This window comes from Terribacillus jepli (assembly GCF_047228925.1).
Taxonomy (GTDB): domain Bacteria; phylum Bacillota; class Bacilli; order Bacillales; family Amphibacillaceae; genus Terribacillus.
Window position 1 is genome coordinate 108214 of sequence record NZ_JBFEGH010000009.1, and the last position, 25712, is coordinate 133925.

The 25712-nt window shown below is 44.7% G+C and carries 31 protein-coding genes and 1 riboswitch; of the genes, 23 read left to right on the plus strand and 8 right to left on the minus strand.

The window, feature by feature from the left end; all coding sequences use genetic code 11:
* Positions 1-5: 5 nt before the first annotated feature.
* The 3 genes from AB1K91_RS11645 (at position 6) to AB1K91_RS11655 (ending at position 2379) form a co-directional block, all read left to right on the plus strand.
* The gene (locus tag AB1K91_RS11645) at positions 6-926 is read left to right on the plus strand and encodes an ABC transporter ATP-binding protein (RefSeq protein WP_413090005.1); all 921 of its coding nucleotides are present in this window, start codon (positions 6-8) and stop codon (positions 924-926) included.
* Positions 919-1863 carry an ABC transporter permease gene (locus AB1K91_RS11650; RefSeq protein WP_413090006.1) on the plus strand — a complete coding sequence of 315 codons (945 nt, stop codon included), beginning with the start codon at positions 919-921 and terminating at the stop codon, positions 1861-1863. The genes AB1K91_RS11645 and AB1K91_RS11650 overlap by 8 nt, the downstream gene beginning before the upstream one ends.
* Before the next feature lie 99 nt (positions 1864-1962).
* Positions 1963-2379, plus strand: coding sequence for an organic hydroperoxide resistance protein (locus tag AB1K91_RS11655; protein ID WP_413090007.1), 417 nt, complete (start codon positions 1963-1965; stop codon positions 2377-2379).
* A 43-nt stretch (positions 2380-2422) separates the two neighbouring features.
* Here AB1K91_RS11655 and yidC read toward each other — a convergent pair whose 3' ends face one another.
* Together yidC and AB1K91_RS11665 are read right to left on the minus strand one after the other, a co-directional pair.
* On the minus strand, positions 2423-3205 hold the full coding sequence (gene yidC, locus AB1K91_RS11660; RefSeq protein ID WP_413090008.1) for a membrane protein insertase YidC: 783 nt from the start codon (positions 3203-3205) through the stop codon (positions 2423-2425).
* Positions 3154-3534, minus strand: coding sequence for a hypothetical protein (locus AB1K91_RS11665; RefSeq protein WP_413090009.1), 381 nt, complete (start codon positions 3532-3534; stop codon positions 3154-3156). The genes yidC and AB1K91_RS11665 overlap by 52 nt, the downstream gene beginning before the upstream one ends.
* Before the next feature lie 160 nt (positions 3535-3694).
* On the opposite strand from AB1K91_RS11665, the gene AB1K91_RS11670 reads away from it, so the two are divergent.
* The 7 genes from AB1K91_RS11670 (at position 3695) to AB1K91_RS11700 (ending at position 9008) form a co-directional block, all read left to right on the plus strand.
* A complete protein-coding gene (locus tag AB1K91_RS11670; RefSeq protein WP_413090010.1) occupies positions 3695-4201 on the plus strand; it encodes a GNAT family N-acetyltransferase in 507 nt (168 codons plus the stop codon).
* Between the two features lie 151 nt (positions 4202-4352).
* Positions 4353-5708 carry a processed acidic surface protein gene (locus tag AB1K91_RS11675; RefSeq protein WP_413090011.1) on the plus strand — a complete coding sequence of 452 codons (1356 nt, stop codon included), beginning with the start codon at positions 4353-4355 and terminating at the stop codon, positions 5706-5708.
* Between the two features lie 125 nt (positions 5709-5833).
* Complete coding sequence (locus tag AB1K91_RS11680) at positions 5834-6760, plus strand: ABC transporter ATP-binding protein (RefSeq protein WP_093727506.1); 927 nt, start codon at positions 5834-5836, stop codon at positions 6758-6760.
* A complete protein-coding gene (locus AB1K91_RS11685; protein ID WP_413090012.1) occupies positions 6747-7676 on the plus strand; it encodes an ABC transporter permease in 930 nt (309 codons plus the stop codon). Before AB1K91_RS11680 ends, AB1K91_RS11685 begins: the two co-directional genes overlap by 14 nt.
* A gap of 20 nt (positions 7677-7696) precedes the next feature.
* Positions 7697-8119, plus strand: a complete 423-nt coding sequence (locus tag AB1K91_RS11690) for a DUF4064 domain-containing protein (RefSeq protein WP_413090013.1) — start codon at positions 7697-7699, stop codon at positions 8117-8119.
* 26 nt (positions 8120-8145) lie between these two features.
* A complete protein-coding gene (locus AB1K91_RS11695) occupies positions 8146-8559 on the plus strand; it encodes a DUF4064 domain-containing protein (protein ID WP_413090014.1) in 414 nt (137 codons plus the stop codon).
* A gap of 23 nt (positions 8560-8582) precedes the next feature.
* Positions 8583-9008: a DUF4064 domain-containing protein gene (locus tag AB1K91_RS11700; RefSeq protein WP_413090015.1), complete on the plus strand. Its 426-nt coding sequence runs from the start codon at positions 8583-8585 to the stop codon at positions 9006-9008.
* Positions 9009-9041: 33 nt separating this feature from the next.
* On the opposite strand, the gene crcB (AB1K91_RS11705) is transcribed toward AB1K91_RS11700, so the two are convergent.
* Positions 9042-9386, minus strand: a complete 345-nt coding sequence (crcB, locus tag AB1K91_RS11705) for a fluoride efflux transporter CrcB (RefSeq protein WP_413090016.1) — start codon at positions 9384-9386, stop codon at positions 9042-9044.
* The gene (gene crcB / locus AB1K91_RS11710; protein WP_413090017.1) at positions 9383-9775 is read right to left on the minus strand and encodes a fluoride efflux transporter CrcB; all 393 of its coding nucleotides are present in this window, start codon (positions 9773-9775) and stop codon (positions 9383-9385) included. The genes crcB (AB1K91_RS11705) and crcB (AB1K91_RS11710) overlap by 4 nt, the downstream gene beginning before the upstream one ends.
* Positions 9776-9872: 97 nt before the next feature.
* Here crcB (AB1K91_RS11710) and AB1K91_RS11715 point away from each other — a divergent pair, with 97 nt between their 5' ends.
* Positions 9873-10073, plus strand: a complete 201-nt coding sequence (locus tag AB1K91_RS11715; RefSeq protein WP_413090018.1) for a hypothetical protein — start codon at positions 9873-9875, stop codon at positions 10071-10073.
* Positions 10074-10151: 78 nt separating this feature from the next.
* Positions 10152-10613, plus strand: a complete 462-nt coding sequence (locus tag AB1K91_RS11720) for a flavodoxin (protein WP_413090061.1) — start codon at positions 10152-10154, stop codon at positions 10611-10613.
* A 34-nt stretch (positions 10614-10647) separates the two neighbouring features.
* Here the strand turns inward: AB1K91_RS11720 and AB1K91_RS11725 are convergent, their stop codons facing one another.
* The 3 genes from AB1K91_RS11725 to ascB form a co-directional block, all read right to left on the minus strand.
* A complete protein-coding gene (locus AB1K91_RS11725; RefSeq protein ID WP_413090019.1) occupies positions 10648-12528 on the minus strand; it encodes a beta-glucoside-specific PTS transporter subunit IIABC in 1881 nt (626 codons plus the stop codon).
* Between the two features lie 173 nt (positions 12529-12701).
* Entirely contained in the window at positions 12702-13532 is an 831-nt protein-coding gene (gene licT / locus AB1K91_RS11730; protein WP_413090020.1) for a BglG family transcription antiterminator LicT, read from the minus strand.
* A 72-nt stretch (positions 13533-13604) separates the two neighbouring features.
* Positions 13605-15035, minus strand: a complete 1431-nt coding sequence (gene ascB, locus AB1K91_RS11735) for a 6-phospho-beta-glucosidase (protein ID WP_413090021.1) — start codon at positions 15033-15035, stop codon at positions 13605-13607.
* Positions 15036-15274: 239 nt separating this feature from the next.
* Here ascB and AB1K91_RS11740 point away from each other — a divergent pair, with 239 nt between their 5' ends.
* The 8 genes from AB1K91_RS11740 to thiM all read left to right on the plus strand — a co-directional run bounded on the left by AB1K91_RS11740 (position 15275) and on the right by thiM (position 22691).
* On the plus strand, positions 15275-15688 hold the full coding sequence (locus AB1K91_RS11740) for a secondary thiamine-phosphate synthase enzyme YjbQ (RefSeq protein ID WP_413090022.1): 414 nt from the start codon (positions 15275-15277) through the stop codon (positions 15686-15688).
* Positions 15685-16719 (plus strand): EAL domain-containing protein, encoded by a 1035-nt coding sequence (locus AB1K91_RS11745; protein ID WP_413090023.1) that lies wholly within the window; start codon positions 15685-15687, stop codon positions 16717-16719. Before AB1K91_RS11740 ends, AB1K91_RS11745 begins: the two co-directional genes overlap by 4 nt.
* Before the next feature lie 210 nt (positions 16720-16929).
* Positions 16930-18633, plus strand: a complete 1704-nt coding sequence (locus tag AB1K91_RS11750; protein ID WP_413090062.1) for a methyl-accepting chemotaxis protein — start codon at positions 16930-16932, stop codon at positions 18631-18633.
* A gap of 195 nt (positions 18634-18828) precedes the next feature.
* Positions 18829-19074, plus strand: coding sequence for a transcriptional regulator SplA domain-containing protein (locus AB1K91_RS11755; RefSeq protein WP_413090024.1), 246 nt, complete (start codon positions 18829-18831; stop codon positions 19072-19074).
* Entirely contained in the window at positions 19067-20095 is a 1029-nt protein-coding gene (gene splB, locus AB1K91_RS11760; RefSeq protein WP_413090025.1) for a spore photoproduct lyase, read from the plus strand. Before AB1K91_RS11755 ends, splB begins: the two co-directional genes overlap by 8 nt.
* A gap of 60 nt (positions 20096-20155) precedes the next feature.
* Positions 20156-20256: riboswitch (TPP riboswitch) on the plus strand.
* Between the two features lie 120 nt (positions 20257-20376).
* Entirely contained in the window at positions 20377-21075 is a 699-nt protein-coding gene (gene tenA / locus AB1K91_RS11765) for a thiaminase II (RefSeq protein ID WP_413090026.1), read from the plus strand.
* Positions 21068-21904, plus strand: a complete 837-nt coding sequence (gene thiD / locus AB1K91_RS11770) for a bifunctional hydroxymethylpyrimidine kinase/phosphomethylpyrimidine kinase (RefSeq protein WP_413090027.1) — start codon at positions 21068-21070, stop codon at positions 21902-21904. Before tenA ends, thiD begins: the two co-directional genes overlap by 8 nt.
* Positions 21891-22691, plus strand: a complete 801-nt coding sequence (gene thiM, locus AB1K91_RS11775) for a hydroxyethylthiazole kinase (RefSeq protein WP_413090028.1) — start codon at positions 21891-21893, stop codon at positions 22689-22691. The genes thiD and thiM overlap by 14 nt, the downstream gene beginning before the upstream one ends.
* Before the next feature lie 36 nt (positions 22692-22727).
* Here thiM and AB1K91_RS11780 read toward each other — a convergent pair whose 3' ends face one another.
* Positions 22728-23048, minus strand: coding sequence for a YckD family protein (locus AB1K91_RS11780; RefSeq protein WP_413090029.1), 321 nt, complete (start codon positions 23046-23048; stop codon positions 22728-22730).
* A 172-nt stretch (positions 23049-23220) separates the two neighbouring features.
* On the opposite strand from AB1K91_RS11780, the gene thiE reads away from it, so the two are divergent.
* From thiE to AB1K91_RS11795, 3 genes are all read left to right on the plus strand, one after another.
* Positions 23221-23865, plus strand: a complete 645-nt coding sequence (thiE, locus tag AB1K91_RS11785) for a thiamine phosphate synthase (protein WP_413090030.1) — start codon at positions 23221-23223, stop codon at positions 23863-23865.
* Positions 23866-24002: 137 nt separating this feature from the next.
* Positions 24003-24554 (plus strand): copper resistance CopC family protein, encoded by a 552-nt coding sequence (locus AB1K91_RS11790; protein ID WP_413090031.1) that lies wholly within the window; start codon positions 24003-24005, stop codon positions 24552-24554.
* A gap of 6 nt (positions 24555-24560) precedes the next feature.
* Positions 24561-25631 carry a copper resistance D family protein gene (locus tag AB1K91_RS11795; RefSeq protein WP_413090032.1) on the plus strand — a complete coding sequence of 357 codons (1071 nt, stop codon included), beginning with the start codon at positions 24561-24563 and terminating at the stop codon, positions 25629-25631.
* Positions 25632-25712 lie beyond the last annotated feature (81 nt).

Genomic DNA, 25712 nt, shown 5'->3' on the forward strand with positions numbered 1-25712 from the left:
AAAACATGCATAAGCAGCCAGCAGTCGAAATAAAGCAAGTAACCAAAGTAATACGCGGTCGGAAAATTATCGATCGCATCAATTTCTCCATTTATCCAGGTGAGGTGTTCGGCTTCCTAGGGCCGAATGGTGCAGGGAAGACTACTACGATCCGGATGATTGTCGGATTGATGGGGATAACGGATGGAGATATCCTGATTAAAGGCAATAGTATCAAAACATCTCATGGAGCAGCGATGAAACATATCGGTGCGATTGTCGAGAACCCGGAAATGTATAAGTATCTGTCAGGTTATCTGAATCTTGTGCATTTTGCGAGAATGAATGATGGCGTTGATAAAAAACGGATTGATGAAGTCATCGAGCTGGTTGGCTTGAAGAAACGGATACATGACAAGGTAAAAACCTATTCCCTTGGGATGAGACAGCGTCTCGGTATTGCACAAGCATTGCTGCATCGTCCGGATGTCCTCATTCTTGATGAACCGACAAATGGCTTGGATCCAGCCGGGATTCGCGAAATGCGTGAATATATCCGCAACCTGGCAGAAACAGAGGGGCTTGCAGTTATCGTATCCAGCCACTTATTGAGCGAAATGGAATTGATGTGTGACCGAATCGGAGTTTTGCAGCATGGCAAGATGCTAGGGGTGCAGCAAGTACATGAAATATCGAGTGAACAAACCCAAATGGTCAGCTTCCAGGTCGAACCGGTGGATCAGGCAGCAATCGTTCTCCGGGATATGGGAAGCAAAAAACCGCAGATCAAGGATAAACATGTCATCATTGAGCTGACGCGTGATGAGATTCCGGCAGCGGCAGCCAAATTGACGAAGGAAGCAATCAACATCTACGGCATCCAAGCCGAAACGAAAACATTGGAAGATACATTCCTGGAATTGACTGGAGGGAAGGAAATTGTCTAAATTCATTAATCTGGTAAGAAATGAACATATGAAAACTTTCCGTCGTCTGTCGACGTGGATCATGCTGGGGATTGCGGCGGCATTACTCATTACAATCGCTGCATTTACGGCATATTACGCAGAGGACAGTAATGGTGACTGGCGAGCAAACACAGAACAGCAGATACAGGACTTACAAAAACAAGTCGAGGCTGGAGAGTTGGACGCCGCGGACTTCCAGCAAGATTTGGCCACCATGCAATATCAGCTGGATCACGACATCGCGCCGGTCCAAAGTGATTCACTTGCTTCTTATATGGAAAGCATCATGTATTACTGTGCGCCATTTCTTATCTTGTTCATCGCTATAATTGCAGGGGGGCTTGTCTCTTCCGAATTCGGTACGGGTACAATCAAATTATTGCTTACCAAGACACCTTCTCGTTTCAGTGTGTTAACTTCCAAGTATGTAAGCATGCTTGTCACGACAGTTATTTTCTTTATATTCTTCATCGGATTTTCCTTTATTATCGGTGGAATATTCTTCGGATTCAATGGATTTGATGCGAAGAGTGTTGTCTTTGATAATGGGGAAGCTGTGACAAATAATATACTAGCTTCCACTATGAGGGATTACGGGCTGAATTTTGTCCAGACGTTAATCTATGCGACAATTGCATTTGCTTTATCTGCCATTTTCCGTAATACGGCCTTGGCAATCGGATTTTCCATCTTCATCTCGATGTTCTTCCCGACCATTAGTTTCATACTATCAAGATATGATTGGTCGAAGTATATCTTATTCAATAATGTGGATCTGACAGTATACAACCCGGGAAATGTTCCGCCTGTGGATGGTATGACATTAGGTTTCTCCGTGGCAGTGATGGCAATTTATTTTGTTATCATCACTGGTATCACCTGGTTCAGCTTCATGAAACGAGACGTCACAGCTTAAGCAATTCGTTTGCTTTATGTTTAAAATAACGGTAAAAAGGTATTAGTAATACTGTATGCAGTTTTTTCAAACTAATAAACGAAACAGGAGTGAATTAACATGAGTGATGTATTGTTCACATCTCACGCAAAAGCAACTGGCGGTCGTGAAGGCCATGTAAAATCTGATGATGGTTTGATCGATCTTGACCTTGTCCAACCGGGCAGCAAGAAAGATCGTGAAGGTTCCAATCCAGAGCAATTATTCGCAGCAGGCTATTCTGCATGCTTCGACGGTGCTTTCAACCACGTGGCAAGACTTGAGCGCAAGCGTGTTGAAACAGAAACTTCTGTTGATGTAAGCCTTTTGAAAGATGGCGATGGGTTTAAAATCGCTGCTGCTATCACTGTAGACGTAAAAGGTGTTTCCCAGGAAGAAGCAGAGGACCTATTGGAAAAGACACATCAGTTCTGCCCTTACTCCAAAGCGACTCGCGGCAACATCGATGTTGATTTGAAAGTGAATGTTGTAGAATAATAAGCAAAAACCACTTCCGATCTTGGAAGTGGTTTTTCTATGCTCATTTTTTACGTTGGAATAAAAACTTTGCCAGCAATGTCTGACAGATGACGAATAGTCCACCGACTGCCCAGTATAGCGGTAGTACCGCTGGTGAACTGAAGGAGATAAACCCGATCATAAGCGGTGAGATGATACCGATCATACGGGCTTGCTGCCTTCTTGCCGGATCCACCCCAATCTGGGAGACGCGGTATTGCAGCCAGTAGACTGCCATCGCAATCACTGTCAATGTAATATCCGGTGTGCCAAGATTGAACCAAAGGAAATCATGCGTTGCAATCTCTGGTGTGTTACGGATGGCTGAATAGAAACCGATCAGAAACGGCATCTGGATCAACAGCGGGAGACATCCCATCGCAGAGAAAGGATTCATTCCATGCTTCCGATAAAGCTCCATCATTTCCTGCTGCTGCTTCTGGCGAGACTCAGCATCCGTTTTGTTTTTGTATTTAGCCTGCAAGGCATCCAGCTCTGGCTTGAACAGTTTCATCTTTTCCTGTGTTTCATAGCCTTTTTTCAGCTGCATCAGCATCAAAGGCATCAAAATGAGACGTACTGCCAAGGTGATCAAAATGATGCTGATACCGTAATCGTCGTTGAAGTAACTGGCAATCAGCTTGATCAAGTAAGAGAACGGACTGATGAAATAATGGTTGAACCATCCCTCGCCAGATGTCCCTCCGCTGGTGCCCTGGCATCCTGCCAATACTGCGAGCAGACCAATGAAACTTAAAATAATACCGTACTTTTTGAAGAAAGTGGATACAGATGTGCGTTGCAAATCGTTTTTCCTCCTTGTTGTATCGATTGATTCTTATATGGATACAAACAAGAAGCTGCCTCGCCATCATCGTCCGGACCGTCCTTGCGCATCGTAGTGCGAGCGAGCCAATGAACGATCGGCCTGCTGTAAGAAATAGTGGTAGGAGTATGCGATTGCCAGTTGTCTAATGAATAGACATACTGCCATTGCATCACATCACTGGTACGAAAACGACTCGTGACTTTCGTTGTTGTCCGATGCGCCAAGATGAGGGTCATCGTCAGACCGATATAGAATACCAACGATGTAAAATCATCCGCGAACATATTCCAAAAAGCGTACAGCATCTGTATACACCTCCTTTCGTTCCTTCTATTTTCCTATAGATCTAGAAACTTGTCAAAGTTACGCAGGGATTCCCGATTCGTTTGGAGAAATGGCTAGAAGAAGCGTTTTCTCTGCTGACGGCAGTTTATTTGAACAGTTTTATGACGGAGGGGGACGAACATGATAAACTGGTTAACAAGACTACAAGCTGCAGAGGTGAAGCCGATGTTCAAGATACGCGAAGCCAAGGTCTCTGATTACGACCAAGTCGCTGTTCTGTACAAGGAATTATACAATACACATTATCAAAATCAGCCGGAGTATTTCGTCAAAAAGACGGAACCGCTTGATCAGCATGTGTTCGAAAGCAATATTTATCTAGATAATAAAAAAGTTTTCTTGGTGGAAAAAGCAAAGGAAGTCATGGCTTTTGCTACAATACGGATAACAAATGAAACGGTTTCACATCGTGCACATATCTTCATCGAGGAATTCTGTGTCCGATCCGATATGCGCGGCAAAGGAATCGGCGGCCATCTGTTTGAGAAAGTCAAACGACATGGCAAAAAAATCGGGGCTACAGAGATAGAATTGAATGTATGGAATTTCAACTCCAGGGCAGAAGATTTCTACGTCAAAATGGGCATGCAAACCCGCTCAAAACGAATGGGATTATCATTGAAATAAGTAGATTATTGTCGAAAAACCCCTTGATCAAGGAGTTTTTCGATGTCAAGTAAAAAAGTTTAAATTTTGTAAATAATTATCTAGCCAAGCCTTCATGTTGCGTTTATAATAATCTGGAATTACATAAATATATTTCCAGGAGGAAACATACGTGACAAAGAAGCTAGTGATTGGAATGATCATGGTTTTGCTTTGCCTGCAAGCGGTGGCTCCGCAGACTGCGTTTGCTGCCATTGACGAGAAAGAACTGGAAGCCTACGCGGCTGAGCTTGGTACAGATGTGGAAGGTTTGAAACGTTATTTGGTTGATTTTGACTGGGGAACTCTTGAGGAAATCGATGCGGGCTCCGTGGAAGAATTACGTGAATTTCTCGGTGAACCGGTAACGAGTGAAAACTTCCAAGCATTTTTGGATGAAAATAATTATACTGCGGAACAATTCGATCAAAGGCTAAAGGATCAAGGATATGCAGAGAAAGGCTATACGGCTAAGGATGTTTTACTTGTTACCGACTTGTACTATGTTATGGGTGAACCAGTGAATGCCGAGAATCTCCAAATGCTGGCTGACGATCTTGAAATGACAGAGAAGGAATTAGCCGATCTCTTTGCTGAAAATGGATTAGACCTTTACAGTTATGCATATATGGATGATCTATATGATGTGATCTACAACGATATCAACGGCGTGTCCTTACATTTCCTGTTGCTGGAAGTGGGCATGAGTAAGGAAGAGTTGGATCAACTTTTGAACGATAATGGAATGACATTGGATGACTTTGCTAGCTACGATGAATTAGCAACATTCATCTATACCGAAAGCGGCTATGATTTCGAAATGGAATGGGAATCCATGAGTCCGTTCCTTCAAGCGATCGGGATCAGTAAAGACGAATACCTTAATTTCTATGACCATCTAAATACAGTCCTGGGCGGCATGGATGATGCGTTCTTTGAGAGACTATTGGCATTGTATGATCGTTTGGAAGTATTCGGTGACTTTGAAACCGTCAATGAATTGGATGATAGTCAGCGTGATGAAATCGTGTCCATCTGGCAAGAAGCAATGGATTTGTTCCAGTTAAAAGCCAAGTTTTATTTAGTGGATGGGGAAACGAAGCAGGAAGTCACAATCGAGGAGTTATCTCGTATAACAGACATCGGCAATCAAATCCTGTTTGTCGAGCTGTATGATGCAGATGGTAACCTGCTGATGGATTTCTCTTTGACTGGAGATCTGGTGAACCATGAAATCTTTGAAATTCCGGCTGCTGTCGAACAACCAAAGCCGGCAGTTGAGCAGGCAGCTCCAAAACACAAAGCGCCTGTAAAAGAAAAGGTAACAGTCACACCAACGAAGACTGCTAGTGAGACAGTGAAAGAAGAAGGAAAACGCCTGCCGGATACAGCGTCTCCGGTTGGTAATGTCCTCTTAACCGGTGCGGTATTGATGGCTGCCGGAGCGGTACTTTATGCATGGAACCGTCGTAAAAAACATAGTAATTAATAACTAATGCACCATGAATCACGTGATTCATGGTGTTTTTCTATTAAAAAATGAAACAATCTGACAAGGTGATGCGTACATATTATGGAAAGTGACAAATATGTTACAAGGAAAGGGTGAACCAAATGGCAGAACCGGCAATGCAGCTGATCGGGCTGAAGAAACAGATCGGCTCTAAACTGATTGTGAAGGGATTGGACTTCGACATTCAGCCGGGTGAGGTATTCGGATTCCTAGGACCGAATGGAGCAGGAAAAACAACGACAATCCGTATGATGGTCGGCTTGATCCGGATTTCGGAAGGTGATGTGCGCATTCAAGGAAAGAGCATTAAGACGGATTATAAAGAAGCAATCCGACATGTAGGCGCTATCGTCGAGAACCCGGAATTATATGGATTCATGTCAGGTTATAAGAATCTGCTTGTATTTTCAAGAATGATTCCCGGGATTTCGAGAGAGCGAATCGATGAAGTGGTGAAACTCGTCGGACTTGAAAAGCGCATCCATCAAAAAGTAAAGCGATATTCCTTGGGTATGCGTCAGCGTCTGGGCATCGCACAGGCATTATTACATAATCCATCCATCTTGATTTTGGATGAGCCGACGAATGGTTTGGATCCATCAGGTATTCGTGAAATCCGCCAATACATACGCAGATTGGCAGAACAGGAAAATGTGGCAGTCATCGTCTCCAGCCACTTGCTTTCCGAAATGGAACTGATGTGTGACAGGATCGGTATCCTGAAAAACGGCGAACTCATCTCTATCCAGCAAATCCAAAACACGGAAGAGGATGCGCCTACTGAAGTTGTTCAGATCGATTGTCCACCAAGCTATCACGAAAAAGCACAGCGTCTCCTGCAGGAACGATTTGGTGTAACGGCTATGGCCAGCGGTGAGAAACTGACATTCCCGATAACACGCGGTGAAATTCCATCCATCATCAAAGAACTGGCAGTCGCTGATATTGAAATGCATGGCTTTGCAGTCGAACGGAAGACGCTAGAGGATAAATTCTTACATGTGATTGGAGAGAATGTCATTGAGTAATTTTTTCCAGCTTGTCCGTAATGAACAGACAAAGCTGTACAGCCAGCTGTCGACATGGATCATGCTTGGCATTCTTGTTGTCGTAGTACTTGGCTTTGCAATTTTAATGCGGACAGCAGATGGTTTTGTATCGGATTATGATGATGCGACATGGAAGCAGCAATTGCAAGAAGAGAACGAATCACTTGCGGAATTCGACCCGGCTGATTCGAATATCTTGATAAATAACTACCGAATTGAGAATGATTTAAAGCCTGAGGGGATGACCGCTTGGGAATTCCTATATCAAGGTAATTTTATTACGAGTGTGCTCAGCTTGCTGACGATTATAGTTGCTGGCGGAATAATAGCAAATGAGTACCGCTGGGGAACTATCAAGCTATTATTAATCCGACCCGCAACGAGGACGAAGATCTTCTTTGCTAAGTATGCGAGTGTATTGATTTTTGCATTGACTGCATTGATAGTATTATTCATCTTCTCTTGGTTATTCGGAATGTTGTTCTTCGGTCTTGGGGGCGACGGTTCCATGTTACAAGTGAAGGATGGAGAAGTTGTTGAGGTCTCCGTATGGACACGGATCGCACAGGACTATGGTCTGCAACTGGTAAAGCTGGTCGTATGGTCGACATTTGCGTTCATGATTTCTGCGGCATTTCGAAATGGTGCATTGGCAATCGGAACGGCTATCTTCCTGATGTTCGTTGGCACATCGGTTGTCGGCTTCATAGCAGACAAACCGTTTGCAAAATATATCTTGTTTGCGAATCTGGATTTAACACAATTTACAACAGGGTATAAGGTGATAGACGATTTAACACTTACATTTGCGATTGTGACCATAATTGTGTATTATCTAATTTTCTTAGTCGTAGGATGGGTATTGTTCGCCAAGCGAGATGTGGCGGGTCACTAAAATAAGAGAGGGGAATTTATATGTTGAAAAGAACAGCAGAAAAAGTGTTGGCAATCATCGGGGCAGTTTTGTTTCTTATCTTCGCAGGGTGGTCTGCTTTGGGTCTTGGAGGATCGGATGAAGCGGCAACCAATGAACTCCTAAACCAAGGTTTTTCGCAAGAGGATGCTTCCATGTTTACTGATATCGTGACTGGAATGTCCATTTGGCTGATCATCCTATACGTGATTTGTGCAATTCTTGGTTTTGTTTCCCTAGCTATGCTCAAACCAAATAAGAAAGCAACAGGTGCTGGTGTGCTTCTTATTATTACAGCAGTGCTTGGTACGCTTCTGTCTATCTTTACAGGCATCATCGGCGGCATCCTCTATTTGATCGCAGGGATCATGGCGATTGTGCGAAAGCCTGTTGAGCAATATAATGATAGAGGAGAGACTTATTAAGAACTAACGCAGGAAGGAGGTTTGACATGTTGAAACGAACAGCGGAGAAGGTACTTGCCATCATTGGTGCAATTGTCTTCCTCATTACTGCGGTCATGACAACTGTTAGAGTTGCTACGTACGATCCCGAAGCGGCTCGCGGTGAAATTTTGGATAACGGGTTGGACCAGCCGATCGATACTGATATGGTTGCCAGCATGGCAAGTTCCATCGGGATCTTTATCATTATTGTAAGTGTGATCTGTACCATCTTAGGTATTGTGGCAGCAGTTAAGCTTAAAGCTGATCGTAAGCAGGTTGGACTGGGTGTCATGTTAATCATCGCGGCTTTGGTGGGTTCGATTGGTACATTCCTATCGGGCTTTATCGGTGGTGTATTGTACACTATTGCAGGCATCCTGGTACTTGCGAGAAGACCTTTGGATGAAAGCAGAGATTAGTTGGCTGAGAGAGGGGAAACAGATTGATTGGACGTACTGCAGAATTGGTTTTAGGAATTATAGGTGTGGTTTTTAATGCATTGGCTGCCATTTTGGTTGGATTTTTCATCGTGGCAGCTGGAGATGCCATGAGGGAGGAGATTTATAATGATCCTACCCTTACAGCTCAAGATGCAGATCTGATAAGCAGTGTTTTAGGCGGATTGGGATGGTATTTCGTCATTGTCAGTGTGATATCGGCTATTCTGGGTGTTGTGGGAATCGTACTATTACGCCGTGACAGCAGATCCACTGTTTCTGGTGTTATCTTTATTGTAACAGCCGTTCTGTCTGCTTTTCTGACACTTTTCGGTTCTTTTATCCAGTCAATCCTATTTCTAGTCGCAGGGATCCTGGCGATTGTCAGGAAACCAATTGACACAAATGACAACACGATAGAGAGCTACTGAAAAACGGGGCACTGCTTTGGAGCAGTGCCCTTTTTACATGGATAATCCGATCAACGCTAAAGCAATACCAGCAGCATAACTGCATAGCAAGTAACTGACAGCGATGATTATTCGCTTTTTGCTGCTTAATTGGACAATTTCCAAATGGAAAGTAGAAAATGTGGTAAACGAGCCCAGGAACCCAATGGCGAGGAAGTTGTGCCAGTCCGTTCCCCAATCTGCCTGGAAAACCAGTCCGATCAGGAAAGAACCCATTACATTGATCAGAAAGGTCGCCAGCGGGAAGCTGTATGTCCAGGAGGTCTCTACCCGTCTGCTGATTTCATAGCGAATCACTGCTCCAAGCCATCCACCTATTAAAACGAAGATAATATTCATATAGTATGCTCCTTATGACTTGGGTCCGGCGAAAGTCGCAGCCCGAGAAGCAGAGCACCTAGACCGCCGGTTGTACTGCAGGCAAGGTAGAGCAATCCGATATGTAACAGATCATCTTGGAAAAGCAGTGCTGTTTCCAGGCTGACAGTCGAAAAGGTCGTAAAGGCGCCGACCATGCCAGTAGTCAGTCCTTTAGCAAGGGCAGGATTATCCGCAAAGAATCGTCTTTTCACAAAGTTAGTCAAATACCCCATAGCGAAACAACCAATGATATTGATGCAAAGCGTACCTAAGGGAAAGCTGCCGGTCTGCGGCATGATTATCCCGACGAGATAACGCAGGAGTGCCCCGATACTGCCGCCGCAGCCGATGGCGATATACACTTTCATACACAAACCTTCTTTTTCTGCATATACTGCTGTATGTCTGTATTATACCCCAATAGTTGTGTTACGCTAGTATGACGGATTTATAAGGAAAGGTAGTATGATGATGAAAAACGCGGCGATTCTTAGTGAGGAATACTTCATATCCTATTTTCGCCTGTTGCTGAATACTCGCGGATGTACTGTGGAAGAAGCTTATCAGCTCACAGTTGAACAGATTTTCGAAGGTGATATTAATATCTTCGGCGAAGAGACAAAAAAGAATTTTAAACTTGCCTACCAGACGGTCAAAGGGTACTGATGCTTCCCGGACTGCTCCATTTGACATTGAGAATGGTTATCAATTAAAATGAGGGTAGATGAAGGGAAGTGAATGAAGGTGGCAAGTGTACTGATAGCATTCACCAGTATGTCGGGCAACACGGAAGAGATGGCTGACATCATGGAACAGACTTTGGAAGAAAGAGGAGTCGAGGTAACGAAGCTCCAAATTGATATAGATCAGTTAGATGTCTTTACCATGACCGATTATGATGGCATCTTAATGGGGACCTATACATGGGGAGACGGAGACATCCCTTATGAAATCGAGGATTTCTACGATGAATTGGATGACATCGAACTGGATGGCAAGCCGGTTGCCCTTTTTGGATCTTGTGATTCGATTTATGCAAGCTACGGTGCGGCCATTGATACATTCGAGGAGAAATTCAAGGAACGCGGAGCGGAAATTGTCCTTGATAATATGAAAGTTGATCTATCACCAGAAGACGAAGATATTCGGAACTGCCAGGAATTCGCAGCTTCGTTTGCTTCGATATTGGATAAACAGCACATATGAAAAGCAGTCTGCTAATGCAGACTGCTTTTTTACGTCATGAGATTTTTTCTTCTGTTATTTCGCCTAGCATCAAGTTGATCACTTCGTCACCGATTTCCACTTTAGCCGCTTCTGTCCCGGTAACAGAGATATACGAGGAAGAGTTCGTTACAATAATCGGTGTAGAAAGGGAGAATCCGGCTGCTTTGATTGCCTCCATATCAAACTCAAGCAGCAAATCTCCTGGTTTTACTCGATCACCTTGCTGTACATGCAGGATAAAATGTTTGCCGTCCAACTGGACAGTATCAATACCTACGTGAATCAGTATTTCTGCTCCATGGTCAGAAGTCAAACCGATGGCATGCTTGGTCTTAAAAGCGACCGTTACTTCTCCATCAATCGGGGATACAACCTTGCCAGCAGTCGGCTCAATTGCAATCCCTTTCCCCATCGCTTCGGATGCAAATGCTGGATCATCCACGTTTTGGAGAGCGGTGACTCGGCCAGAAAGGGGGCTGGAGATAATTTCATTCTGCTGTAATGTCAACGTGTCTTCTGTTTCCTTTTTATCTATATCTGTTTCCGTTTTATCGTCAAAACCGAGAATGAGAGTTAGTACAACGGAAACGACAAAGGCAGCTGCTATTCCAATGAGCAGACCAGGGAATCCCTCACCGCCAGGACCGTAGAAAATAGGCAAAGTAAGTAAACCTGGTGCTCCGGATGCGAACGCCTTCGTTCCTGCCTGCGCAATGATGGCACCACCTACAGCCCCGCCGATTATGCCAGCGATAAATGGTTTCTTCAAAGGAAGCGTGACACCGTAGATGGCTGGTTCTGTAATACCGAAAAGGGCGGTGATTGTAGCTGATCCCGAAAGAGCCTTCATTTTCTTATTCCTTGTCTTGATCATGACAGCCAGTGCGGCCCCTGTTTGTGCAAAGATAGAAGCTGCTGCCGCCGGTTTTAATGGATCACTTCCATTTACAGCGATATTATTGATGAATACAGGTGCTAACCCCCAATGTACACCAAAGATAACCAGAAGCTGCCAGCCGCCGCCAAGCAGAGCGCCAAATAACAATGGACTGAAATTGAATACTGCTAGAAGTCCAGAGGCAATCCCATTACCGATATTGACACCAAGCGGCCCGAATACAATCAACGTGACAGGAACCATTATCGTCAGCAAAATCAGTGGTGTCACGAAGTTGCGGACAGATTGATGGATGAAGCGGTTACATATATCTTCCAGCTTCGACATTAATATTATTGAGAATATGATTGGAAGAACCGTTGAAGCGTATTTCATTAGAACAACTGGAATACCAAAGAAGGAAGTATCTGTACCTTCCTCAAACAAGGTAACAATTGTTGGATAAAGAAGTGCACCAGCAATAGTCAAGGCAACAAAAATATTACCATTGAATTTCCGGGCAGTTGTAACAGCCAACAACAGTGGTAAGAAATAAAAGAAGCTATCAGCGGCTGCGTAAAGGATCGTATAAGTCGTCCCTGCAGAATCAAGCCAGCCTAAGTTGTCTGAAATCAGCAGCAAACCTTTCAGAATACCGGCACCAGCCATTACACCTAATAGTGGTGCAAAGATACTCGAAATAACATCAATGGCTCTGCTGAGCATATTGCCGCTTTTCTGCTGATCCTTATCTGCTTTTTTGCTGTCGGAAGTCAAATTGGTGAAGGTACCGATAGCTTGATAGACTTGGGATACGTCATTTCCGATAACGACCTGATACTGGCCACCGCTTCTTTTGACGGTTATGATTCCATCGGTATTTTCCAATTTAGTTGTGTCAGCTTTCGATTCATCCTTGAGTACGAATCGCAGTCGAGTCGCACAGTGGACAAGTGAGCGGACATTCCCCTCTCCACCAATAAGCTTGATGATTTTTTTTGCCAATTCATTGTACATAGATAACACCTCCATAAAAAATGAAAAAAACCTAAACACAGTAAAGCGTGGAGGTGCATCCGCCGCTTCCTGCATTTAGGTTTTGCCTGAGAATCAGTTACAATCCTAATATCTATATTTGGTTGATGAATTCATTATAATAAATAGAAATGATATGTCAACGCTTACATTGATTATCTGTTCATAACTCGCTGAAGGTGGATTGTTAAATAGAACATCTCTTCGTTTGTCAGCTCATGCCCATACTCGGATACGATGAAATCTTTAATTTTCCTGCTGCAGTCAGCTGCTTCGGGGTACTTTTCTGACATCATTGTATAAAGATAAGCATCATTGCTGCCATAGAATGTCTTCGTGAAGATACGCTGTGCAAAATATCGTAAATGAGTGATGAATCGGGATACATTCAGGGAATTCTCATCTAGATCCATCTTGTAATGATACTTAACGATTGTCATGATATGCTCGACGAAACGGGTGATGTCCATCGTGTTGGATACTTGTTCATTCATTTCAGCATTTATGAAATGGATAGCAATCAAGCCAGCTTCCTCATCGGGCAATTGATATCCAAGAGACTCTTTGATTTTAGCTAAAGCTTGCTTTCCAACATCAAATTCAGCAGGGTAAAGCTGCTTTGTCTCCCATAACAGGGCATTTTTAATATCATATCCCTGCTGATGCCTTTCGATAGCGAAATGGATATGATCAGTCAGTGCCACGTAAATATTTTCGTGAAATTGTTTTTGCAGCCGTACAGTTGCTTCCTGGACGATCGTTTCTACAAGTGAAGCTAGCTCCATCGGTACTTGTCGCAATAATGTCTGAAAGTTATTTGATACTTGCTTGTCTTTCAATGTAAAGATCTTCTGAATCTTGCCATCATCCAGCCGATCCCCGACTTTTTTGTGGAAAGCCAAACCTTTCCCCATTACAACCAATTCCGTGCCATCCAATTGATAAACACTGACGACATTATTATTGATGATCCTGGCTATCCGCATGTATATGACCTCCTTGGGAGAGCCATGATGCCCTGAACCAACGGTTGGGCATCTGGTCTTCCTGTACTGCTATCATGTTAAACCATTTGTACTGATCACTTTCTGGTACCAATGGAAGCTTTTCTTCTTTTTTCGTTCCAAGCTGCCATTCCCTTGATTATCACGATCTACATAAATATAGCCGTATCGTTTCTTCATTTCACCGGTGGATGCGCTGACCAGGTCGATTGGTCCCCAGCTTGTGTAGCCGATAAGATCAACACCATCTTTGATTGCTTCTGCCATCTGCTCGATATGCTGCTTTAAGTATTCGATTCGGTAGCCGTCTTCTATCTCATCTTCTTTATTCGGTTCGTCAATTGCACCCAATCCATTTTCGACAACGAAGAGGGGCAGCTGATATCGATCATAGAGCTGGTTCGCTGTGATTCGGAAGCCTTTTGGATCAATCGTCCAGCCCCACTCGGACTTCTTGAGGTATGGATTGGAAACGGAGTGGAATACATTTCCCGCAGTCGATTTCGCCAAGACCTCCGGATCAGTGCTGGTCGTCCTGGAGGAGTAATAGCTGAAGCCGATGTAATCTACTGTATTCATTTTTAAAATCTCTTGATCTTCAGGTTGCATATCAATCTGAAGATCATTTTCCTCGAAGAATCTACGGGCATAGCTTGGATAGTATCCACGAGCTTGGACATCGATGAAAAAGTAAGATTCCCGATCCCGATCCAACGCAGCTTGGACATCGTCCGGATTGCTTGTATATGGATAAAACATACCTGCGGCAAGCATGCAGCCGATTTTTGCTTCTGGCGCTATCTCATGACAAGCTTTCACAGCTAAAGCGCTTGCCACCAGTTGGTGATGTGCAGCTTGGTATTTAATCTGCAATTCTTGATCACCTTTTTCGAATATCAGCCCTGCACCGACGAAAGGAAGATGAAGCAACATATTGATTTCGTTGAATGTCATCCAATACTTTACTTTATCGCGGTAACGTGTCAGGACGGTTTTGGCATACTTCTCGAATAAAGTTACCAGTTTCCGGTTACGCCAGCTGCCATATTTCTCTACGAGGGCAACCGGGACATCGAAATGAGCTAAGGTTACGACAGGCTCGATTTTATGCTCCAATAAACAATCAAACAAAGAATCATAGAAAGCGAGACCATGTTCATTCGGTTCATCTTCTTCACCAGTGGGAAAAATCCTGGTCCATGCAATAGATACTCGAAGTGCCTTGAAGCCCATTTCGGCAAATAAAGTAATGTCCTCACGAAAGCGATGATAAAAGTCGATGGCTTCATGGGAAGGATAGAATAAATCATTTTGCAGCTTCAATGTAGGGATATGGCCTTCCATATATGCCCTGCGTTTCTCCCCCGATGGGAGCAAATCAACGGTGCTCAGTCCTTTTCCGTCTTCCAGGAAAGCTCCTTCTGCTTGATTGGCAGCCAATGCACCACCCCATAGAAAATCATTTGGAAAAACTGAATTACTCATCCTAATCTCTCCTCCCAAAATAAAAATAACCCAGCACAATAACACACTGCAGCACAGTGGTATCGACTAGGTTATGCCCAAAAAGGTAACATTCCATATCTCTATATATACAAGTTTATTTTAAGGGAAATGTGACAGCGCTGTCAAAGGCCATTTTAAACAGTTTTTTAATTTAAAAAGGAATATGTAGAACAATGTCGAATAAATTCGGGTATAGGATCAGAACAGGAGGTAGGACTATGGACATATTCCCTATAGTAACAAATCAGCATGATGAAATGATTGAAATCACCGAATCCATTGAGCGCTATATACAGTCAACAGGCATCCGGGAAGGGATAGCAGTCATCTCCTCCTTGCATACGACAGCGGGCATCACCGTAAATGAGAATGCCGATCCCGATGTGAAGCAAGATTTTCTTCGTCGACTTGCGGAAGTATTTCCTTGGGAACATGAATTGGATCTCCATGCAGAAGGAAACACAGCCGCTCATTTGAAAACGAGTACCGTCGGGCATGCTCACACAGTTCTCATTTCAGGAGGCAGATTAGTTTTAGGGACGTGGCAAGGCATCTATTTTTGTGAGTTTGATGGACCAAGATCGCGGAAATACGCCGTTCAAGTCCTGTCGTCCGGAAAGGGTGGATCATGATGGGGCAGCCCTCTGTTTGCGCAATGTGCGGTACAGTCCTGCATATACCAGAGAAAGGGGAATTACTGCTGCAGCTGCCGGAATCATCCCGACACCTAGCTCTAGGTAATCCGCTCAGGCAGGAAGATACATATACGATTTATCAATATTTCAATAAACAGCAGCTGGAGCAGATGCTGCTTTCCATTCAACGTCATTGTATTGCCTCAGCAATGTGTTCTGTTGCCAAGAAAGTGACACATAGTTATCCGATGCTATCTGTCGAGGAGTTGCTGCATCGGATTCAATATCCCCAATTTACGGAGATTATCCACAAGAGGGCATTTCGTTCCTTTTTGCAGCCGATCATTTCCATGAAGGATGAAGCAATTTTCGGTTTTGAGCATTTATTGCGCGCAGACAAATTGGAAGTATCCCCCGCTGTTTTATTTAATTTTGCGGCAGAAGCAGGACTCACTTCCATGCTCGATCAGGAAGCAAGACAGACAGCAGTCAGGAAAAGGGCGAGGGAAGGCATACCTGTTGGAGTGAAGAGTTTCATCAACTTCCTGCCATCCACCATCTATGATCCCGATTTTTGTCTGGGGCAGACCTTTCATATAGTCAATGAATATGGGATTGCTCCCGGAGACCTCGTATTCGAAGTGGTCGAAACAGAGAAATTGGATGACATTGCCCGCTTGAAACGTATTTTCAAACGCTACAAACAAGAGGGCATGATGGTGGCTCTTGATGATATAGGCGCAGGCTATTCCACACTCGATCTGTTCAGGGAACTGGAGCCGGATTTCGTCAAAATAGACAGAGCATACATATCTTATTGCGATACGGATTCCAAGAAACAGGAATTTCTCCATAAAGTGATCGATGTTGCCAGAACGCTTGGTACAAAGGTTCTGGCAGAAGGGATTGAGAGGGAGGAAGAGCTTAGCTTTTGTAAACGAATCGGGATTGATCTAGCCCAAGGCTATTATGTTGGGAAACCGAGCCCGGAGGCTTTATCTGATGATGGACTGTTTCCATTAAGATAAATATTTGAAAGTCCTGGTACTTGGCGGTCACATTACGCTGAAGTGTCAGGGCTTTTTGTTGATATTTTGTAAAAAATTAAATCGGAATATTTTACATAACTTTTAGAATCACTTCATTTTCTTTTAACTTCGCCGATATATGGTACGTGATTATACAGAATGGTGCTGTGTAATAGTTATTAGTTTAAAGGGGATACGTAAGTGAAAGTGATGAGAAATGTAAAGATCAGGTCAAAGCTTTTTATTTTGATCCTGGTAGGAGCCATTGCGCTCGGTGTTGTAGGTGCATCTGGGTTGATTTATACACGGGAGATGGCTCAAGATGCTGAAAAGATGTATCTAGACAAAATTCTGCCCAATTTATCACTGGGTATAATTCAAGAAAATAACACTGCGAACGATGCATATTTATTGGAAATGATGCTCGTGACGGAAGAGGCAAGGAATGATGAGCTGAATAAGCAGCTTACTGACTCCATAGTTGAGATTGATGATGAAATGGAGAAATTGGAGCATAGTTATATGTCCGAAGATAGTAAGAAAATCTTCGAAACCTATAAGCAAGAACGTGAAAAGTTGCAAGATGTTCGAAATCGGGTTTTGCGCCTGACAATGGCGAATCAGAATGAAGAAGCTTATGATTTGTATGTCGAAGAACAGGTTCCGCAGCTTACTCTCGTAAATGATACACTGACGAAAATGCAGCTGCAGAACACAGAAGAAGCAGAGCAGGCATATAACGAAGCGAATGAGGACGTAAAGACAGCAACAATTATCTTATCGATTGTCATTGGTGTCGCGTTGATACTGCTCATTGCGTTAGGAATCCTGATTACGAAGCTCATCGTAACTCCTGTGAAAGAGTTGCGTGAATTACTGGGCAAAGCAGCAGATGGTGATTTCAGCAGTGATGGTTCGTATCAATCCAAAGATGAAATAGGGGAGCTGACAGCTTCCTATAACACTATGGCTGATGGTATGCGATCCATCATCCGGGTTGTGAACGATACATCTCAGCAAGTGGCAGCTTCCGCAGAAGAATTGAGTGCTAGCGCGGAACAAAGCAGTTCGTCATCCGAACACGTGGCAAGAACGATGCAAGAATTGGCAGGAGGTTCTGTCCAGCAGCTCGAACTTGTTACGACAGCTACAGGGACAATGAATGCCATGGAACAGCATACGAGTACATTAGCTGCAAACGTCCAGACCGTTGAAGAAGCAGTAAGAAAAACATCCGCGCTTTCTGTTCAGGGAGGGAATGCAATCAAGGATGTCAATAAACAGATGGATACGATCAATTCCCATGTCCGGGAATTGTCTGCTTCCATTGACAGTCTGAACAAGCGGTCGGGGGAAATCAGTGATATTACAAGTGTCATTACGGATATCTCGGCACAGACGAATCTTCTTGCCCTAAACGCCACCATCGAGGCAGCTCAAGCTGGAGAACATGGTAAAGGATTTGCAGTCGTTGCGGATGAGGTGCGGAAACTGGCCGAGGAAACGAAGGGAGCAGCAGCGCAAATCGCTTCTTTGATCGACTTCATCCAAAAAGACACAACAGCAACGATCGACCTGATGCAGTATGCGGCGAATGAAGTGCAGACAGGTACACAAGTTGCAGGTCAAGCAGGCGGATCCTTCCATCAAATTGAAACTGCCGTAGCAGGATTGGTGGAGGAATTCAAAGAAGTGCAAGTCGCCCTGGAAGGTATGCTTGCAGGAACGGATTCTGTCAATCGGTCACTTGGTGATGTGAATGAGGTAGCTGAAGAAGGAGCAGCTTCAACGGAAAATGTGTCAGCTGCAACGGAGCAGCAGCTGGCAGCTATGCAGGAAATCGCTGCTTCATCCAGTTCGCTTGCATATCTAGCAGAAGAGCTGCAAACCTCTGTAGCTCGTTTCCGTGTATGATTTAATTGGCCAGCAGATAGTAGGCGATAAAAGATAAAATGATCAACAGAAAAATATATATAAAGATTTTCACTCTTGAACCCTCCCTAAGAAGTAGACGAATACATCTTGGAAAAGGGTTCATTTTTTTACATGCTTTGTCTGCAAACTGTGCATACTAGCCCCAGTATGTATAAAAAAAGGAGGCAAATTGGTATGGATGCATTTCAAGCAGGAGATATCGTCTACGTAATCATTCGCAACCCCCATGCGCAGGGAGTGGCAAATATACAGGAAGCAGCAGTCGTCCATAATCCCGAAAAGCCTGGGGAACTGGCTTTATTTGTTTATGAAACATATTATCCGTTGACAGATGAAGTAGCCGTCTATCAGGATCTTGGAGAGGCAGAAGAGGCGTATGTGTCTGCTTTCGGTCTCACCGAGGGCGGTTATTATGGTTAAACCATTCGTACCGCAGCTAGTCTATATCGAACCTAGGGCATTGGAGTACCCGCTTGGAGTGAAACTGCAAAATAAATTCAAGGAAATGGGAGTGGAAATCCGTGAGACCACTTCCCATAATCAGGTTCGTAATCTGCCAGGGGACAATGATTTCCAGAAGTATCGTACCGCTAAATCGACTTTGGTCGTCGGAGTGCGGAAAACATTGAAATTCGATACGTCGAAACCATCTGCTGAATACGCAATTCCCTTTGCGACAGGCTGTATGGGGCATTGTCATTATTGCTACCTGCAAACAACGATGGGTTCCAAACCTTATATCCGTACGTATGTGAATACAGATGAGATATTCGAAGCAGCAGAGCAGTACATGCAAGAGAGGGCTCCTGAGGAAACAAGATTCGAGGCTTCCTGTACTTCGGATATTGTCGGGATCGATCATCTGACGCATACGTTGAAGCATGCAATAGAATATTTCGGGCGTTCCAAGCATGGTCAGCTGCGCTTCGTCACAAAATTTGCCCATGTGGATCATCTATTGGATGCAGATCATCAGGGGCGGACACGATTTCGCTTCAGCATCAACGATGATTATGTGATCAAATATTTCGAACCTGGTACCTCCCGATTGAAAGATCGGATCGAAGCTGCTGTGAAAGTAGCAGAAGCTGGGTATCCGCTCGGTTTCATCGTCGCTCCTATCTATCTGCATGAAGGCTGGCAGAAGGGCTACCCGGAAATGCTTGAGCAGCTGGAAGCGGCATTGCCTGCCCATGCCAAAAAGAATCTCACTTTTGAATTGATTCAGCATCGATTCACGAAGCCGGCAAAGCGTGTCATCCAGAAAAACTACCCGATGACGAAGCTGGAACTCGATGAAAATAAGCGGAAATACAAGTGGGGTCGCTACGGTATCGGAAAATATGTTTATCAGAATGAAGAACAAGAAGAAATCAAAGATGTTCTGGGGAGCACGATTTATAAGATGTTCCCGCAATCACGGATTGAATATTTCACCTAATGCATCGGTTGACAATCTTATCCATGCATGTGATAGTTAAAGGGACAATTGAATTTTGAGGAAGTCCACTAGGGGTGCCGTTTGGCTGAGATAAGAGAAATCTTTGTCCCTTTGAACCTGATCTGGTTAACACCAGCGTAGGGAAGTGGAGCCGGATTCGTGTAAGCTTTGACACTATCACTATGTATACGAGTCGCTCCATACTTTTGGAGCGGCTTTTTTATATAGCCGGCGCCAATCACTCTTCATCAGGGCTTTCTCCAATAAGGGGAGGAAAATACATGTTTTCTGCACAATTGAGAGAAGAAGCAAACCCGGTTTTCGAAGCGATCTATAAGCATCCTTTTGTTACGGGAGTAGCAAATGGCCATGTGCCGAAAGAAGCATTGATCCATTACGTGAAGGCAGATTATGAGTACCTGACTGCATTCGCCCGTATTTACGGCTTGGCAGTCAGCAAATGTGAGACACGGGAAGAGATGGATTTCTATCAGTCTCAGATCAACTTCGTCCTGCATAGTGAAATTCATCCGCATAATGTTTTTTGTAAGGTGGCCGGTGTGAAATATGAAGATTTGCAGCGTATGACACCGCCGCCAGCAGCGGACCACTATATATCCCACATGATGAATAGTGCTCTGCATGGTGATATCGGGGAACTGATGGCAGCGCTTCTGCCTTGCCCATGGACGTATCAAGCACTGGCTGCTCATATTATCGAGACGAAGGCTCCGGATGCATCCAATCCGTTCTTGGAGTGGATCCTCTTTTATGCCGGCAGGGAAGACGGTATGCCGGATGTGACATCCGAACTTTGCAAGCGGCTGGACAAATGGGCCGAAACGGCAGGATCTGCTGCCAAGGAACGGGCACGGAAAGCTTTCCTGAAAAGCTGTATGCTGGAGCATGCCTTCTGGGAGATGGCGACCACCGAGCAAGACTGGATGGTGCCGTTGAAAGGGGAATCCCTTCATGCCTGATGTTAGAAGTGCATTGACGATTGCCGGTACGGACCCTTCGGGCGGTGCTGGAATCCAGGCGGACCTGAAGACATTCCAAGAGCGTGAAGTATATGGCATGAGTGTGATCACATCTCTCGTCGCACAGAACACGACAGGAGTGCAGGCCATTCATCATGTTCCAGTTGCATTTCTTGAACAGCAGCTGAAATCCATTTTTACAGACATCGGACCGGCTGCTGTAAAAACCGGAATGATTGCAACAGAAGAAATGATGCAGTGTATCGCTTTTACGTTGAATAAAACGAAGGCAGCTTATATCATGGATCCAGTCATGTACGCCAAAAGCGGCCATGCACTAATGGGAGAAGAAACGAGGGATGCGCTTAAGTCGCATCTTGTTCCGCTGGCAACACTGGTTACGCCGAACGTACCCGAAGCAGAAGAACTGACTGGTATCCGGATAGATGATGAAGCTAGCATCAAAACAGCGGCAAAAAGGATCGTCCGGGAATATGGAGCAAAAGCTGTCCTGATGAAAGGCGGGCATATGGAGGGGGCTTATGCAGCAGATTGGCTTTATGATGGAGAAAACTTCACCTCCTTCACAGCCGAGCGAATGCAGACAAAGCATACACACGGTACAGGATGCACATATTCAGCAGCAATCACAGCGGAATTGGCAAAGGGGAGAACCTTGCAAGAAGCGGTCAAGATCGGCAAGGACTTTGTGACAGATGCCATTCGATATTCGCTGCAGCTAGGCAAAGGAAATGGACCGACAAACCATTGGGGCTACCGTCTGAAAAGTGTACCTGTACAGGAGGAACAGCATAATGAAGTATACTGATGCGATAAAGGAAGTCCGCGCAAAGAACCCGCTGATTCACTGTATTACAAACAATGTTGTCATCAATTTCACAGCGAATGGATTGATTGCACTCGGTGCTTCTCCCGTGATGGCGTCTGCCAAGGAAGAAGCGGCGCAAATGGTGCAGCATGCACAGGCGTTGCTGATCAATATCGGTACACTGTCTGCAGCGGATGTGGAAGCGATGATCCTAGCCGGGAAAGAAGCGAACAGACTCGATATACCGGTGATTTTCGATCCTGTAGGTGTGGGTGCGACAACATACCGGTCAGAAACGGCCCGTCGTATTCTGGCAGAGGTGGATGTCACTGTCATCCGTGGAAATGCGGGTGAAATAGCTGTCCTGGGCGGTACATCTGCCAAAATAAAAGGGGTGGATGGTTCAGGTGAAGGTATTTCACCTAGTCTCGTTCAGCAGATTGCAAGGGAATTGGATACGATAGTGATCGCAACAGGAAAAATAGATATCCTCTCGGATGGGAACAATACGTACAGCATAGCGAATGGTCACGAAATGCTCACTAACATAACAGGGTCCGGCTGCTTGCTTGGTGCGGTTGTTGCGGCATTTGCAGGAGCAGCAGATGATATAGTGAAAGCTTGCATCGGCGCACTCTGCTTTTATGGTATCGCAGCAGAAGCAGCGGCTGAACATACAGAAGCCCCGGGAAGTTTTCAGGTTGCTTTTCTGGACCAGCTTTATCTATTGGGGGATAGTGCAAGGGATATGGAACAGGTGGATAAACTAGAAGTAGTTGTGAAATGAAACAATCAGCAGGAATGATCCTGCTGATTGAAATGGTCAGTTTGGACGGGGAGGATGGCCATGCCTATGTGGCTTAGGAATGAAGCCATCCTTCTCCAATTGCTCAAATCGTTGGTCCAAATGCTTCACGATTTGGTCGGCTCTTTCCTCGGAGAAGACACCGAATTCAACATATTTCTCGATGATTTGCTTTTCCTGCTCCAAGGCTTGTTTCTGCAGTGCTGCTATTTCCTGCTTTTGCTTATCTGTCAATACATCGGCAACAACTTCATCAGCAGCGAAAGAAGCAGCGGGATTGGTAACGACCAATCCGAGACATAGAGCGATTATGACAGCCCCGGCTTTTATCCATTTCAACTTTACCATCTCCTTGTTCAAAGCTTGGGCTTACTTTACGCAGTTTTGGGATTGCTATCCATCTTCCACACTTTTTCCTAAATTAGCAGCAAGGAGTTTTCTATCTGAGGAATGAGAACATATTCGATAGGGGATTGGGATGTGAAAGTATCAATGGAAAAGGAGCAGTAACATGAAAGAAGAATTGGAGCTATATTTCATCATGGGCAGTCAAAACTGCCCGGACAAGGATCCGGAGGACATACTGGAACATGCGCTCGAAGCCGGCATCACAATGTTCCAGTTTCGTGAAAAAGGGGAAGGAGCGAGGGTAGGAGAAGCAAAACGACAGCTGGCAGAAAGGCTCCAGGCTAGATGCAGGGCGCACCGCATTCCTTTCATCGTTAATGACGATGTCGACCTTGCCATTGCGATTGGCGCAGACGGCGTGCATGTCGGACAGACAGATGAAGCGATGCAGGTAGTGAAGGAGCGTTGTCCAGAGCATTTCATAATCGGTGTAAGTGCCCAAAATGCCGAAGAAGCCAAGAAGGCAATCCGAGACGGAGCGCATTATATCGGGGTCGGCCCGATTGCTGCCACCCGAACTAAAATCGATGCCAAGTTCCCGATCGGACTGACTGGACTGCGGGAAATCCGGAAACAAGTCGGGGACTTCCCTATTGTTGCCATCGGGGGTATCAATCAAAAAAACGCAGAAGCTGTTCGTCAAGCCGGCGCGGATGGCATCTCGTTCATCTCGGTCTTGACCAAAGCAGCAAATATCCAGCAGGCTGTCGATGAGTTGAAAATGGGAATGGAAAAGATGCACAGATAAGTGCATCTTTTTTATTTGGCAGGGGCAACGCTGCTTGAGGATATAAAAATGTAAGTTTTTGGTCACAATTCATTATATACGCTTGTCTTTTTCTTTTATACGATGGAAGAGACATTTGAAAATTGGAGTGGTAGATAATGAAGAAGGCGATGTTCGTCTTGCTGGCATTATTTTTATATATGCTGCCGCAGACTGTATCTGCCCATGCAGTCTTGACGGCATCTGACCCCGGACAGGGTGATACCGTGAGAGAGAGCTTGGATGCTTTCACGCTGACATTCAATTCGGATGTGGAAGATGTAGTGGAAACAAAGGTGACAGTAGATGGACAAACATTCAGCACAGAACCTTCGACTGTGGATGGAACGACAATCACCGTACCATTGGCGCAAGAAATGATCAATGGCGATTATGAATTGAGCTACAAAGTGATTTCAGCTGATGGACATGAGGTTGGTAACACAGTTTCTTTTACAGCAGAAGGTTTGACAACGAATGACGATGAAGATGTTCAATATGCAGAGAAAAGCGATCAAAATCTGAAAGTGAACGAGCAGGAGCAAACAGCTGCTGAAAAAACGAATGAAGAAGAGGAAGGTTCCAATACAGGATTCATCACCACTGGTTTGGTGGTCATCGTCCTTCTTTGTGCGGGAGTCTTGTTCTTCGGATATCGGAAAAAGGATTAATTCTCCATGATTCTTGTCCCATTATTGGAGTTGCTGTCGTATATCGCTTTCTCTTTTCTCGCAGGGTCTATTGTATTCCGATTTGTACGCAAGGACGAAGCAGCTATCCGGACGCCGCGAAGTGATGTCTTGGCATCGGCAGCATCGGCAGCGCTTGTTACAAGCGGCCCGGTCATCAATCTTGTTTCTCTGCTTGGTGCACAAAACGGTTATGGTCAGGCATTGAGCCAGGTTTTATTTCAATTCACGGCCGGAAAAGTATGGATCGGAATCTTTGTTCTCGCCATTGGTGTCTGGCTGCTGCTTTATTTCGATAAACTTCCGGTTCTGACACTCATCTTGTTCCTTGGGATGCTATTTCTTGATGCGTATGGCAGCCACACAGCCACAGAGGGCGGTTTGATCGGTGCATTCGCTCATTTCATACATTTAGGTGCTGCCGTTTTCTGGGTTGGTGTCCTGATTCATGTTTGTTTTTATGCTCCCGAACACTTCAGTTGGGAAAGTTTCCTGAAGTGGTTCACGCCGTTTGCAATCCTGCTCGTTATTGCAGTGATAGCCAGTGGAATCATCGTCATGCTGTTTGCGATGGATATCCGGGATTACGGAAATGCTTTGATGCTCACATATGGGCAAATGCTGTTCATAAAACATATCGTGTTCGTTCCAGTGCTTATATTTGCCGTCATCAATGGATTTCTGGCAAGGAAGGCACATCGTGATCCAGACTTCCGTCCATTCGGCTGGATACGTGCTGAAGCTATCTTGTTAGCGATTGTCTTCATTTGCACAGCGGTACTTGGTACATCCGCCACACCAGCGGACATTCCCGCTACTTTAAGAAATGAAGGTTCTGCACTGATTTTCGGCAGCATTTTTCCTCGTGTAACGGCTGAAAGTGTCGCAACCTGGCATTGGGGTGTGGTTGGGGTTATTTGCTTCATCGGATTTTTCTTCTTTTTGACCAGTATCATATATTTTTTCAGGAAAAGAGCAGCAGCAAGCTTTGCATTGGCAGCAGCATTTGTCGCTTCGGGACTTTTATACAGTGCCATAATGACTAGTTTGCAATTCTGATAGCTTAATAGAAAGACATTATTCCGCCTTTTATCACTGGAAGTTTCTTTTGGGCAAACATTCTGCTGGAAAAAGGAAAAA